Source organism: Streptococcus pluranimalium, from assembly GCF_002953735.1.
Lineage (GTDB): Bacteria > Bacillota > Bacilli > Lactobacillales > Streptococcaceae > Streptococcus > Streptococcus pluranimalium.
The window spans coordinates 553,078-567,287 of sequence record NZ_CP025536.1; the positions used below are offsets into that span (position 1 = coordinate 553,078).

General features: G+C 37.8%; 13 protein-coding genes. 11 read left to right on the plus strand and 2 right to left on the minus strand.

The genetic code is table 11. From position 1 onward, the window contains the following. Nucleotides 1-9: 9 nt before the first annotated feature. The 11 genes from C0J00_RS02860 (at nt 10) to C0J00_RS02910 (ending at nt 11,798) form a co-directional block, all read left to right on the plus strand. Complete coding sequence (locus tag C0J00_RS02860; protein ID WP_233995860.1) at nt 10-426, plus strand: hypothetical protein; 417 nt, start codon at nt 10-12, stop codon at nt 424-426. A 204-nt stretch (nt 427-630) separates the two neighbouring features. Then, nucleotides 631-1,176 carry a GNAT family N-acetyltransferase gene (locus tag C0J00_RS02865; RefSeq protein WP_104967477.1) on the plus strand — a complete coding sequence of 182 codons (546 nt, stop codon included), beginning with the start codon at nt 631-633 and terminating at the stop codon, nt 1,174-1,176. Then, nucleotides 1,173-1,787 carry an HAD-IA family hydrolase gene (locus tag C0J00_RS02870; protein WP_104967478.1) on the plus strand — a complete coding sequence of 205 codons (615 nt, stop codon included), beginning with the start codon at nt 1,173-1,175 and terminating at the stop codon, nt 1,785-1,787. Before C0J00_RS02865 ends, C0J00_RS02870 begins: the two co-directional genes overlap by 4 nt. A 109-nt stretch (nt 1,788-1,896) precedes the next feature. Continuing rightward, nucleotides 1,897-3,108: an L-lactate MFS transporter gene (locus C0J00_RS02875; protein ID WP_104967479.1), complete on the plus strand. Its 1,212-nt coding sequence runs from the start codon at nt 1,897-1,899 to the stop codon at nt 3,106-3,108. A gap of 798 nt (nt 3,109-3,906) precedes the next feature. Further along, nucleotides 3,907-4,614, plus strand: coding sequence for an O-methyltransferase (locus C0J00_RS02880; protein ID WP_104968814.1), 708 nt, complete (start codon nt 3,907-3,909; stop codon nt 4,612-4,614). 98 nt (nt 4,615-4,712) lie between these two features. Beyond that, nucleotides 4,713-5,639 carry a peptidyl-prolyl cis-trans isomerase gene (locus C0J00_RS02885; protein WP_104967480.1) on the plus strand — a complete coding sequence of 309 codons (927 nt, stop codon included), beginning with the start codon at nt 4,713-4,715 and terminating at the stop codon, nt 5,637-5,639. Nucleotides 5,640-5,928: 289 nt separating this feature from the next. Beyond that, the gene (locus C0J00_RS02890; protein WP_233995885.1) at nt 5,929-6,372 is read left to right on the plus strand and encodes an LURP-one-related/scramblase family protein; all 444 of its coding nucleotides are present in this window, start codon (nt 5,929-5,931) and stop codon (nt 6,370-6,372) included. Between the two features lie 65 nt (nt 6,373-6,437). After that, nucleotides 6,438-9,056, plus strand: coding sequence for an alanine--tRNA ligase (gene alaS / locus C0J00_RS02895; RefSeq protein WP_104967481.1), 2,619 nt, complete (start codon nt 6,438-6,440; stop codon nt 9,054-9,056). Nucleotides 9,057-9,250: 194 nt separating this feature from the next. Next, complete coding sequence (locus C0J00_RS02900; RefSeq protein WP_104967482.1) at nt 9,251-9,475, plus strand: helix-turn-helix transcriptional regulator; 225 nt, start codon at nt 9,251-9,253, stop codon at nt 9,473-9,475. Continuing rightward, a complete protein-coding gene (locus C0J00_RS02905; protein WP_104967483.1) occupies nt 9,462-10,211 on the plus strand; it encodes a DUF3169 family protein in 750 nt (249 codons plus the stop codon). Before C0J00_RS02900 ends, C0J00_RS02905 begins: the two co-directional genes overlap by 14 nt. Nucleotides 10,212-10,397: 186 nt before the next feature. Next, nucleotides 10,398-11,798: an amino acid permease gene (locus C0J00_RS02910; RefSeq protein WP_199773987.1), complete on the plus strand. Its 1,401-nt coding sequence runs from the start codon at nt 10,398-10,400 to the stop codon at nt 11,796-11,798. A 233-nt stretch (nt 11,799-12,031) separates the two neighbouring features. Here C0J00_RS02910 and C0J00_RS02915 read toward each other — a convergent pair whose 3' ends face one another. Both C0J00_RS02915 and nrdF read right to left on the minus strand, forming a co-directional pair. Next, entirely contained in the window at nt 12,032-12,934 is a 903-nt protein-coding gene (locus C0J00_RS02915) for a cation transporter (protein WP_104967485.1), read from the minus strand. 158 nt (nt 12,935-13,092) lie between these two features. After that, on the minus strand, nt 13,093-14,058 hold the full coding sequence (gene nrdF, locus C0J00_RS02920) for a class 1b ribonucleoside-diphosphate reductase subunit beta (protein WP_104967486.1): 966 nt from the start codon (nt 14,056-14,058) through the stop codon (nt 13,093-13,095). Between the last annotated feature and the right edge of the window lie 152 nt (nt 14,059-14,210).

Sequence of the window (14,210 nt, forward strand, 5' to 3'; positions counted from 1 at the left end):
CCATTGGTCATGATAAGTTTAATATTTGGAAGTCTGTTTAAAGACCAATCGCTTGTTTTGAAAAAAGCAGAGAAGCCAGTGACGATTTTAAAAAAGAAAAAGGATCGTTTCTATCTCAAAGGACATCCTGAGAAGGAGCTTACGGTTATCAAATTGACTTTTAATCCCCCTTTGCCATATTCTGGACCAGGTGTATCGAAAGGTGCAGTTGCTGGTGTGGGAGCTTATGCTACCTTGGGAAGAGATCAACTCAAGGGTGCTATTATTGGTGATTGGTTAGAAAAACGCAGGAAAGGGAATACCTCAAGTTCAGAGGTGCATCAGATGTCTTTAGTGCTGGAGTCAGATGATGGTCATCAAGAAAGAATTGACATGAGGGTGAAGCAGGATTCAGCCATTAAGATAGACCGATTTTTTAGGGAATAAGAGTAACTCTAGCATGAGAAAGTTGAAAAATGCTCGGTGATTCCACTTAACCTCTTTTCTTTAGGCGTTATCAAAACCATGCTAGATGGAGTCTATGACTATATCGCTATAAATGTCAGATAAGAAATGGAAGAGGGTGGCTTTTGTCCAACCTCTTCTTTAATACCCACAGGTTGATTTATTTTTTGAATCAGGAGAATGATTATGGAAATACGGACGATTTCATTGCAGGATGAGACTGCTTTTAGAGCCTTTCAAGATTTACTATTAGAAGAAAAGCAAGAGGGAAATCCTTTTGTTGAAACTCAAAAAGTCACAGATTTTGCTAGTTTTGTCAACAATTCGAAGCGTTTAGAAACAGAAACAACTAATCCAGATTGGTCCACACAAACCACCTATTTTGCCTTTGATAAAGGGGAAATACTTGGAAAAATTTCCTGTCGTTGGGAGATTGATAAAGGCGATTTAGCAAGAGCAGGTGGGCATATAGGCTATGTTACCTCACCAAAATACCGTCAACAAGGTATCATGATTGATTTGCTAGCATTTGCTTTAGGAAAATATCAAAAGCGTGGGATTTTAAAGGTTTTAATAACAGCACATGCGGATAATTTAGCCAGTCGGCGAACCATTGAAAAGGTAGGTGGTTCTTTAGAAAACTTGATCATGCTAGAAGACGATTATCCTAGCTCACACATGGCTGGACAAACCATTGCTCGTTATTGGATTGAATTGGAGAACAAAAAATGACTAAGAAAACATTTATCTGGGATTTTGACGGCACGTTAGTAGATTCCTATCCAGCTATTTTAGAATCTTTGGAAGTTACTTATCAACACTTTCATTTACCATTTGATAGAGTCGCTGTGGAAAAGTATATTTTAGAAAAATCGACAGGTGATTTATTATTAGACTTGGAGAAGGCATATGGCATTTCTTTTGAGGATTTAAAGAAAAAGCAAGCCTTGGAGCAGGTAGCGCGTGATGATAGCATTGTTCTTATGCCAAGTGCGATAGAAGTTCTGGAATGGACAAGAAAAGAAAAAATCCAAAATTTTATCTATACTCATAAAGGGGCAACGACAGCATCGGTTTTGAAAAGATTAGGTATTGCTGCCTATTTCACCGAAGTCATTACCTCTGCAAATGGTTTTAAACGAAAACCTCATCCACAAGCTATAGACTATCTAGTGGAAAAGTACCAATTAGTTAAAGGAGATATTGTCTATATTGGGGATCGAAAACTAGATATGGATCTAGCTTTTAAGGCTGGCATTAGTTCAATTAATCTGACACAGGGTGAAAATGAGCATAATCGAAAAATCAGTGAATTAACAGATGTTTTAAAAATTTTCATTTAAAATGTTCGTTTTTAAAAATAAAAAACAAATTATTTTACTAAAAAAACAGAACGTGATAGCATAAAATCCTAACAAATAATAAAAATATATCTAGAGGTTGGGAATTGTTGTGAAAAAAACAAATCGTTATCTTGTTGCCTGTTGTGGAGTCATTCTTCATTTGATGCTAGGCTCCACTTATGCTTGGAGTGTTTATCGTAACCCAATCATGTCTGAAAGTGGTTGGAGTCAGTCAGCTGTTGCCTTTGCTTTTTCACTAGCTATCTTTTGTTTGGGGATGTCAGCGGCCTTTATGGGAAGGCTGGTTGAAAAGTTTGGACCACGTGTGACAGGCTCTATCTCAGCTGTGCTTTATGCATTGGGAACAGTCATGACAGGTTTTGCTGTGGATCGAAAAGAATTGTGGCTTCTTTATCTTGGATATGGTGTTTTTGGGGGGCTTGGACTTGGTGCAGGCTATATCACACCAGTGTCGACGATTATTAAGTGGTTTCCTGATAAGAGAGGGCTGGCGACAGGGCTTGCTATTATGGGATTTGGTTTTGCATCATTATTGACAAGTCCAATTGCACAGTATTTGATTGATCATCAGGGTTTAGTTGAAACTTTCTACATCTTGGGAGCCATTTATTTTCTAGTGATGATTGTGGTGTCGCAATTTATTAAACGACCGACAAGAGAAGAATCGAAGCAGTTAGCTTTAGTTAGTAAGAATACAGCTGAAGCAGATATGATGACGGGGTTGACAGCTAATGAGGCTTTAAAAACCAAAACTTTCTACATCCTTTGGTTAGTCTTCTTCATCAATATTGCCTGCGGTTTGGGACTTATCTCTGTAGTTGCGCCCATGGCTCAAGATTTATCAGGAATGTCAGCAAAAGAAGCAGCAGTAACGGTCGGCCTTATGGGAATTTTTAATGGCTTTGGACGCCTTCTCTGGGCGAGTTTGTCAGATTATATCGGCCGCCCCCTTACCTACTTCATTCTTTTTGTTGTTAATATTATTATGACCATTAGTCTTATCTTCTTGACTGCTCCATTCTTCTTTGTCTTTGCAATGGCAATTTTGATGACGTGCTATGGTGCAGGTTTCTCACTTATTCCTCCTTACCTTAGTGATCTCTATGGTGCCAAAGAGTTGGCTTCGCTTCATGGTTATATACTGACAGCATGGGCCATGGCTGCCTTATTTGGACCTATGCTACTATCAGTCACTTTTGACGCTACTGGAAGTTACATTGTTACACTGAGCGTCTTCATTTTCTTATATATCTTAGCCCTAACGATGACTGCATACCTCGGTAAACAGGTTTCCAAATAAAGTAAACCTAAAAGTGTCGATGGTTATAATCACATAAAAAAACTTGGGTACAATGAGTACTCAAGTTTTTTATTAGCTGATAAGGATGGGATGCGAAATGTAGATTAGAACGGAAAAGTATATAAATGATAAAGTTAGTGTATTATCTAGTGTTTGGGACTTACTAATTATGATAGTTTTTGAATTAATTTTAGTACTCTTTGCATTTTGTCTCCTCGAGCTGGAACTCACAATCTCGCCGTTAAGCTTTGAGTTTTCAACTTTTCCGTGTGCTATGGGACAAGCTTTGCCTGTTTTATTTCTAATCTCAACCAGTTCATTAAACCGTTCGAGCTGTCTGGGTCTCAGTGTCTTGTTTGCAAATTAATTCAAAAGACTAGCTAACCGATACAATAGGAGAGAACATCGCAAATAGAGCCTATTTTCATCAAAGTGCAATTGATGGTATACTGCCTAGCTACTTAAAGAAAGGAAAGTGAGAACAAACTCATTCGTTAATATGACTAAAGTAGAAGAAGTTCCTAAAAGTGATATTACCTTAGTACTTAGATATTGTAGTAACACTTCGCGTTTAAAATAGCCGAAGCTTATTAGAGAGAGGAATAATTGATTTCTTATGTATTAGCTCAGTAAGAGATGCCCAACTCTGATAACAATTCATTTCTATCAAAGTGATTTATTTTTAACTCGTAAAGTTTCTTGAGTTTTAACGTTGTTCAGATTTGTAAAGTTATAGTTGGAAAGAGTAGAGGTATCGGTTTCCTTGACATTTACCTAGGCATAAAATATACTAAGCCTATGGTAGAAAGTTATTCACAAAATGCAAATCACAATATGAGACGTCCTGTTGTCAAAGAAGAGGTTGTCGATTATATGCGAAGTCACTTATTAGAAAATCAAGGTCATTTAGCAGAAATCGAAGCTTTTGCCCATGAGCATAATATCCCAATTATTCAGCACGAAGTTGTTGCCTATTTCCGTTTGCTAATGCAGTCTTTGGAGCCGAAAAATATCTTAGAGGTTGGCACAGCAATTGGCTTTTCAGCACTTTTAATGGCAGAATTTGCACCAAAAGCAAAAATCACAACCATTGATCGTAATCCAGAGATGATTAGCCTAGCCAAGGAAAACTTTGATAAATACGATAGTCGTAAGCAAATTACCCTTTTGGAGGGGGATGCGGTTGATGTTATCAATGATTTAGATCAGGACTATGATTTTGTCTTTATGGATTCAGCTAAATCTAAGTATATTGTTTTCTTGCCGGAGATTCTCAAGCATGTTAAAAAAGGTGGCATTATTATCTTTGATGATATTTTCCAAGGAGGGGACATTGCAAAGCCAATAGAAGATGTTCGTCGTGGTCAAAGAACAATTTACCGTGGATTGCACCGTTTATTTGATAAGACACTCAAACATCCGGGGCTAACAGCTAGCTTGATTCCTATGAGTGATGGTCTTTTGATGCTTAGAAAAAATGATGATGAAGTCATTCTTGCAGATTAAGTCACAATTAAGATAACTTATGCTATAATGTAAACTGTTAATGAGAGTGAGAGTAATCCAAATGAGATTAGCTCTCTTTTAAAGGAGTTCTATTTAAAATGAAAAAACAAACAAAACTTTACACAGGTGTTATTACCTTGATGTCTATCTTGACTTTAGCAGCCTGTTCACAAGAAGCTAGCCCTAAGGATAACCTTGTTACCATGAAGGGTGATGCTATTACAGTTTCTGATTTTTATAAACAAGCAAAGGATACAACTGCTGGGCAACAAGCTATGCTAACCCTTGTTTTAGAACGTGTTTTTGAAGAGCAATACGGTAAAAATGTTAGTGACAAAGAAGTAACCAAAGCCTACAATAAGCAGGTTGACACTTATGGTTCGAATTTCTCAGCGGCTTTAACATCTGCCGGAATGACTGAAGAAACTTACAAGCAACAAATCCGTGTTGAGAAATTAATTGAGTATGCTGTAGAAAAAGCAGCTAAAAAAGAACTTACAGATGCCAACTATCAAAAAGCTTATGAAAAATACTCTCCGGAAGTATCCACACAAGTTATCAAATTGGACGATGAGAAAAAAGCAAAATCAACTCTAGAACAAGTAAAAGCTGAAGGTGCTGATTTTGCGAAGATTGCTAAGGAAAACTCAGCTGAGAAAACGATTGACTATAAATTTGACTCATCTGATAACACCTTACCAACGGAAGTTAAAGACGCTGCTTTCAAACTAAAAGAAGGTGAGACGTCAGAAGTCGTTCAAGCAACTGATATGACAACTTATCAGCCAACATACTACATTGTTAAAACAACGAAAAAAGAAGCTAAGAATTCAGATTGGAAAACCTATAAAAAACGTTTAACCGAAACGATTCTTAATGAGAAAAAAGCTGATTCAAGTTTCCAAAATAAGGTTATCGCAGCTGCTCTTGAAAAAGCTAATGTCAAAATCAAAGACAAGAGTTTTAGCAATATCTTGGCAAACTATAATGCGACAACAGGTTCGTCATCAAGCGCTTCGAAATAGTCCTTCTTGACCAGAAGCTTGAAAATCATTATAATGTAAAGGGTAAGAATAACTTTTTAAAATCTTCTTCAGAAAGCTGATGGTTGCTGCGAATCAGTGAAGTTTGAAAAGTTTGCTACTTACTTTAGTACAATTTGACATATTAAAGAGAATGACAAGTTCATTGAATGAAGGTGGTACCGCGGTTTTTCGCCCTTCGTTTGGTGGATTTGTCTTATTTTTAGGAGGAAATCCTATGAAGAGCTTTCAAGTGAAACAAAAATTCCTATTCATAGGAGGTTGATTTACAATCTCTGATGACCTAGGTTTGCCAAGCTATCAAGTTGAAGGATCCTTTCTCAAAATCCCCAAAATATTTACGATATCAGATATGCAGGGTCAAGAAGTCAGTCGAATTGAAAAGAAACCGATTTGCTTTTTACCGCAATTTGAGGTTATCTTAGCAGATGGTACTAGCTTTACGATCAAGAAGGCATTGACTTTCTTGAAATCCCGTTATCATGTCCAAGGTTTGGACATGACTGTCAAAGGAAATATCTGGGATTGGGATTTTAGCTTACAAAAAGGTGGCCATGAGATTGCTACTATTAGCCAAAATTTAAGTTACCTAACTTTTACTTACACTGTGGACATCTACGATAAAGCTTATAGCGACCTAGTTATTTCTTTAGTGATTGCCATTGATTATGTCAAAGAACAAAATACAGCCCAATCATCATCTGGTTCTGTCTAAACGTTTAGAACGCTATTGATGTCTTGTATAGACAATACTCGCCAACCTCAAAAAAGGAGATAGAAATGAAATCATTATCATCAGCAGCAATTCGTCAAATGTGGCTTGATTTTTGGAAATCAAAAGGTCACTCCGTGGAACCATCAGCAAACTTGGTTCCCGTAAACGACCCAACCCTACTTTGGATTAACTCTGGTGTCGCTACCCTTAAAAAATATTTTGATGGTTCTGTTATTCCAGAAAATCCCCGCATTACTAATGCTCAAAAATCTATCCGTACCAACGATATTGAAAATGTTGGTAAAACTGCTCGCCATCATACCATGTTTGAAATGCTTGGAAACTTTTCAATCGGTGATTATTTCCGTGATGAAGCAATTGAATGGGGCTTTGAACTCTTAACAAGCCCAGAATGGTTTGCTTTTCCAAAAGAAAAACTTTACATGACCTACTATCCTGAAGATAAGGATTCTTACAATCGCTGGATTTCTTTGGGTGTAGAACCCGATCACCTTATCCCATTAGAAGAAAATTTCTGGGAAATCGGTGCTGGACCATCTGGACCAGATACTGAAATTTTCTTTGACCGTGGAGAAGACTTTGATCCTGAAAATATTGGCATTCGTCTTCTTGAAGAAGATTTGGAAAATGACCGTTACATTGAAATCTGGAACATCGTTTTGTCTCAATTCAACGCAGATCCAGAAGTACCGCGCTCTGAGTACAAAGAATTACCAAATAAAAATATTGATACGGGCGCAGGTTTAGAACGCTTAGCGGCAATTTTCCAAGGGGCTAAAACTAACTTTGAAACAGACCTTTTCATGCCAATTATCAATGAAGTGGAAACATTATCTGGAAAAACTTACGATCCAGATGGCGATAATATGAGCTTTAAAGTTATCGCAGACCACATTCGTGCCCTTTCCTTTGCTATCGGTGATGGTGCTCTTCCAGGAAATGAAGGTCGTGGCTATGTCCTTCGTCGTTTGCTTCGTCGTGCTGTTATGCATGGTCGTCGTCTCGGTATCACTGATGCTTTCCTTTACAAACTTGTTCCAACAGTTGGTCGCATCATGGAAAGCTACTATCCAGAAGTTCTTGAAAAACGAGACTTTATCGAAAAAATCGTTAAACGCGAAGAAGAAACCTTTGCTCGTACCATCGATGCTGGTACAGGTCACTTAGAAGATCTTTTGGCTGATCTTAAAGATGCTGGTAAGGATACCCTTGACGGTAAAGACATCTTCAAACTCTATGATACTTATGGATTCCCAGTAGAATTAACAGAAGAGTTAGCTGAAGACGCTGGCTACAAAATTGACCATGCTGGCTTCAAAGCAGCCATGAAAGAACAACAAGACCGTGCGCGTGCGGCGGTTGTCAAAGGTGGTTCAATGGGTATGCAAAACGAAACCCTTGCTGGCATCACAGAACCTTCTGAATTTGTTTATTATGTGGATAGCTTAGAATCAACACTTTCAGTTATCGTTGTGGACAATGAGCGTTCAGAAGTCGTTTCTGAAGGTCAAGCCCTTCTGGTATTTGACAAAACCCCATTCTATGCTGAAATGGGGGGACAGGTTGCTGACCATGGTGTCATCAAAAATGAGAAAGGCGATATCGTTGCCAAAGTGACTGATGTTCAAAAAGCACCGAATGGTCAAGCGCTTCATACTGTTGAAGTCCTTGCAAGTCTTGCGACTGGTACAAAATACTCACTGGAAATTGATAAAGACCGTCGCTTCTCAGTTGAGAAAAATCACACAGCAACTCACTTGCTCCATGCAGCCCTTCATCATGTTATCGGAGAACATGCGACTCAGGCTGGTTCTTTGAACGAAGAAGGTTTCCTACGTTTTGACTTCACTCACTTTGAAGCAGTAACTGCAGAAGAGCTTCGTCAACTTGAAACAGAAGTCAACGAGCAAATCTGGAATGCAATTGCCGTTCAAACTGTTGAAACTGATGTGGATAAAGCTAAAGAGATGGGCGCTATGGCACTCTTTGGTGAGAAATACGGTAAAGTTGTTCGTGTCGTTACCATTGGTGACTACTCTGTCGAACTTTGTGGTGGTACACACGTGTCAAACACTTCTGAGATTGGTCTCTTCAAGATCGTTAAAGAAGAAGGTATCGGATCAGGTACTCGTCGTATCTTGGCAGTGACTGGTAAAGAAGCTTTCCAAGCCTTCCGTGACCGCGAAGATGCTTTAAAAACTGTTGCTCAGACACTTAAAGTACCTCAAATGGATCAAGTACCAAATAAAGTGAATAGCCTCAACGAACAAGTTCGTGAGCTTCAAAAAGAAAATGCTGAGCTTAAAGAAAAAGCAGCAGCAGCTCAAGCAGGTGATGTCTTCAAAGATGTCAAAGAAAGCTCAGGTGTGCGCTACATTGCTACTCAAGTTGAAGTGGCAGACGCAGGTGCTCTTCGTACATTTGCTGATAACTGGAAACAAAAAGACTACTCTGATGTCCTTGTTCTTGTGGCAAGTATTGGCGAAAAAGTTAATGTTCTTGTAGCAAGCAAATCAAAAAACATCCATGCCGGAAATACGATCAAAGCCCTTGCTCCTATCGTAGCAGGTCGTGGTGGTGGTAAACCAGACATGGCCATGGCTGGAGGATCAGATGCTTCTAAAATGGCTGACTTATTAGCAGCAGTACCAGAACAGTTCTAATAAGACGATTAAACCAAGTTCATGTTGAACTTGGTTTTTTGTTTTGACTATTTTGCATGTCTTTTTGACAAAAATAATAATATTTTTGACTATTATCGTTGTCAAAAAACAAAATGATGTGTTCCAATAAGTTTAAGAAATCGGATATAAGGGAATGGAGGAGAAGGAGAAAGATGAGGAAAGGGATAAGATAGATGGAATATATCTTAAAAAATCGCCTTAAGGAATTGCGAGCAAGAGATGGTGTTAATCAGACCCAGATGGCAAAACTGGCAGGAGTATCGCGTCAGACCATCAGTTTGATAGAACGAGGGGAATACACGCCATCAATTGTTATTGCAATGAAAATTGCTCAGGTGTTTAAAGAGCCTGTTGAAAATGTCTTTCGATTAGAGGGGGGAGAAAATGAAAAAGAATAGTCGTTTACTTCGTGAGTTAAAAAGTTTTGATTTCTGGCTGCTAGGAGGTATGTTAGTTGGTTTATTTGGTGGCATAATTCTTAGAATCTTAACCTATCTGAGATTTGACTTTATGACCATTAATTGGTTGTGGTTATTAAAAATAGGTATCTATAGTTTGCTAGCACTTGTTTTGAGCACCAATCTCGTTACAGGTTTAATGATGGTGAAAATAAAAAAAGAGCTCCCCTTACTAAAAAAATCATCTTCTGATGATAATGATGAAAGGGAGTGCAAGCTCAATATTAGATTATCTCATGTCATCATATGGCAAAATATCAGCATGGTTATTTTACTTTCTATTTTATGTTTGTCGACGCTTTATGCTTGGAATAAAGTGTACTGGCTTCTAGGTTTAGACTTGTTATTGATTGTTCTAGTAGTGCTTAGTCAAGTTTATGCTGTTAAGTTATATAACAAACTTCGAGGAACCAATGTCTCAGCTTTACAAGACAAGAAATCTCTTATGGATAATGGAATGCAGATGAATGAGGGAGAGTTACAGGCTGAGAAGGAAACTGCTTATGAGATTTTCATAACCTTGAGTACATCACTTATACCGACGCTTTATGTTATTATTTTCTTTATAAGTGCATTTACCCAGACTTCACCAATTTTGGCAGTGAGTGTTTTAACGATTATTTATCTTTATATTAACATTGCTCAATTCAAAACAGTTCGTAACTTCTTCAAGTAGTTAATAGTCGTTTAACATGTCACAGTAACGCTGGAATATGTGATTATATTTATATCTTCTGTTAAAACCAAGTTCAAATTGAACTTGGTTTTTTCATGTAATGGTGATTTTTACTATTTTTATGATAAAATAGATAAGTTGAGTTTTCTTTTGAAAATCATAAATTTTTTAATTAAGAAGGGGAAAATAGTGTCTATTTTTCGTCAAAAAAATACCAGTCTAGATAAGACTGAAATGAAACGTCATCTTAAGGTTATTGACCTTGTCTTTCTGGGACTTGGTTCGATGGTAGGAACAGGTATTTTCACCATTACAGGTATTGGTGCAGCGCAATACGCTGGTCCTGCCTTAATTATTTCCATTGCGCTTTCTGCCATTGCTGTAGGTATTTTTGCGCTTTTTTATGCTGAATTTGCCTCACGCATTCCTGCTAATGGGGGTGCTTACTCTTATATTTATGCTACACTGGGAGAGTTTCCAGCTTGGATTGCTGGTTGGTTGATTATCATGGAATTTCTCTTTGCAGTCTCTAGTGTTGCTTCAGGGTGGGGATCTTACTTAAAAGGTTTGCTGGCTAATTATGGCATCCAGCTGCCAGCTGCAATCAACGGAACCTTTAACCCAGCTAAGGGGCAGTTTATCGATCTTCTGCCAGTTCTGGTGATGCTATTTGTGACAGCGATTGTTCTCATGGATTCTAAAAAAGCCATGCGTTTCAATAGTGCTCTGGTTGTTCTCAAGTTTTCAGCTTTGGTTCTCTTTATTGTTCTTGGTCTTTTCTTCTTAAAACCTGATAACTGGACGCCATTCTCGCCTTTTGGCTGGGGAAATCCTATTGGTGGTCGTTCAGGGATTCTTGCAGGTGCCTCCATTATGTTCTTTGCCTTTCTTGGTTTTGAATCCATTTCCATGGCAGTTGATGAAGTCCATGACCCTCAAAAGAAGGTACCTAAGGGGATTACCTTGTCATTAATGATTGTGACAGCTATTTATATGCTAGTTACCTTAATTTTAACAGGTATGGTGCATTATACCAAGCTCAATATTTCAGATGCGGTCTCTTATGCACTACGCTCTGTAGGATTGACTTGGGCTGGTAATTATGTTTCGGTTGTAGCTATTTTGACCTTGATTACGGTTTGTATTTCCATGACATTCGCCCTATCAAGAACGATTTATAGTATCAGTCGTGACGGTTTGCTTCCTAAAACTCTCAGTCAGGTGACTAAAAAATCTCGCATCCCTAGAAATGCAACACTAGTAACTGGTGTAGGAGCGATGATATTTGCTGGTATGGTGCCATTAGCTAGTTTAGCTGAGTTTGTCAATATCACAACCCTTGCTTATCTCATGCTTTTAGCCATTGCTATCATCGTTTTACGAAAACAAGCAGGTTTACCAAAAGAGGGCGAATTTAAAATGCCATTTGTGCCTGTTTTACCGATCATTGCTATTGTCATTTGTCTAGTCTTTATGAGCCAGTATCAAGCTGTGACCTGGATTGCTTTCATAGTAGCTTTAGGTTTAGGAACTTTGATTTATGTCAGTTATGGTTATCAACACTCGACGATCAATGATGGGAAATAAGGAGTAGCATGATGCAAAAAAAGTAACATTGATTGCTGTTGTTTTTATGATAATAGCAACAGTTGCACATATTGTGATGTCAATCCATGCCTTTAATGATGGTGCTAGTTTTAGTAAAAATATCTTAAATGGGATTCTAGTTCTCGTTTTTCTCAGTATTACTAAAACTTTACTAGATCTCAGAAAAACAAAATAACCAAGCAGAGTTAATGCTCTACTTGGTTTTTTAATGCCTAAAAGGCAAATTCAACAGTGACGAATTCAAAAGAATTTTGTAAATCTTCAAGGATAAGGGATTTGAGATTGACGGATTCTGAGATGAGATCTAAGTTGGCTGGGTCTAGGATGTGGACTCGAACACTGATATGAGTTCCCTGCTTGTAAATAAAAATATCCAAGTCGTGATAGTATTTATTGAAATGTGTCTGGAAAACATCGTGGATGACAGGAACAATTTGCCTATTTCGAGTAGGTGACTGTGTAAATTCTTTGAAGGAATCTGTTAAGATTGTTAAAGGTTCTTTATAGGAAAAAAGAACGAGAATTAAAGTGATAAAAAAGTCTGCAGTATAATGCAAAAAGCCAAGAGCACTTTCTATCGGGATAATTTTTAGTAGCAAGATAGAAATACCCACTCCCGCAGAAATTAGACCATCGATAAAATTTCCTTTGCTTTCAGCAGCAATAATAGTTGATAAGTGATTGATTTGACGATTTTTCTGACGATTATAAAATCCTAACCCAAAGCATAGGATGACCATCGAGATAGTATAAGGTAGTACCAAATTGGTCTCAATGACATGCCCTTCTCCGTGGATAAAAAAAGCATAGGCAGCAGCGCTTGTTTCGAGTAAGGTAATAATCAGGAGCATAAGCGTTGCGATTGATTTCAAGATGCCGTATAAGGGCTCTAAAAAGTACATGCCATTAGGAAATGTCTCAGTTTTACGGTGGCTGTTACCTGAGATAAAGACAGCTGCTAAAGTAGAGATGAAGGCTATCAGTGAGAATACGCCATCTAAAAGCAAGGCATTTAAATCGGTCACAATATAGATAATGAGACCTGCAAGCCCAATAAAGAAATTTCCGATCGTAGATACGATAAGGGATTGTCTCTCAACTTGTTTTTGTGTCATGCTAACCTCCGTAGTCTGAATGTCTTAAATTCAGTATATCAATTTTTAGAGGTCACTTCAAATACCTTTTTAATAGTCAGATAATTTCTATTCTAATCTATAACGTAAAAATCCAGGCGTGATAGCCTGGATTTAATGTTTTCATATAGTCGTGAGACCTATAGTCCCATGTTGTAATCATCATCTTGCATGGCTTCAACACTACCAAGTAGGTAACCATTACCAACCTGACTAAAGAAGTCGTGGTTAGATGTTCCTGTTGAAATACCATTCATGACAATTGGATTAACATCATTTGCTGTATCTGGGAAAAGTGGATCTTGCCCCAAGTTCATAAGAGCTTTGTTAGCATTATAGCGAAGGAAAGTCATGACTTCTTCGGTCCAGCCGACATTGTCATAGAGTGTTTCCGTATATTTTTCTTCATTTTCATAAAGCGTATAAAGAAGGTCATACATCCACTCACGGAATTCTTCTTGCTTATCTTCGGACAATTCGTTAAAGCCTAATTGGAATTTGTAACCAATGTAAGTACCGTGAACAGATTCATCACGGATGATCAATTTAATGATTTCAGCGACGTTAGCCAGTTTGTTATTCCCTAAATAGTATAAAGGTGTAAAGAAACCAGAGTAGAAGAGGAAGGTTTCCAAGAAAGTAGAAGCCACTTTTTTCTGAAGAGCATCACCGTTCTTGTAGATTTCATTGATGATTTCTGCTTTACGTTGGAGGTAAGGGTTGGTATTAGTCCATTCGAAAATATCTTCAATCTCTTTTTTAGTGTTAAGCGTTGAAAAGATGGAAGAGTAAGATTTGGCATGGACTGATTCCATAAACTGAATATTATTAAGGACAGCTTCTTCGTGTGGCGTACGAACATCGGCACGGATAGCCTCAACTCCTGTCTCAGATTGAAGAGTATCAAGAAGGGTAAGGCCACCAAAAACTTTCCCAACAAGGTCTTTTTCATCAGCAGATAGTTTACGCCAATCATCTAAATCATTAGAGAGTGGGATACGGGTGTCAAGCCAAAATTGTTCTGTCAATTTTTCCCAAGTGGATTTATCAATCACATCTTCGATTTCATTCCAGTTGATGGCTTCATAATAAGTAAATTTTGTCATGGAGACTCCTTAAAAACAGATAGTAAAAATGACGTTTAATGACTCTTTATAGTTTAACATAAACAAGCAGCCAACTTCAAAATAAGTTGGCTGAAAGTCAATGAACATCGGTGATATTGATTTGGCTAATGAAAGTGGCTGTAAAGCAAATT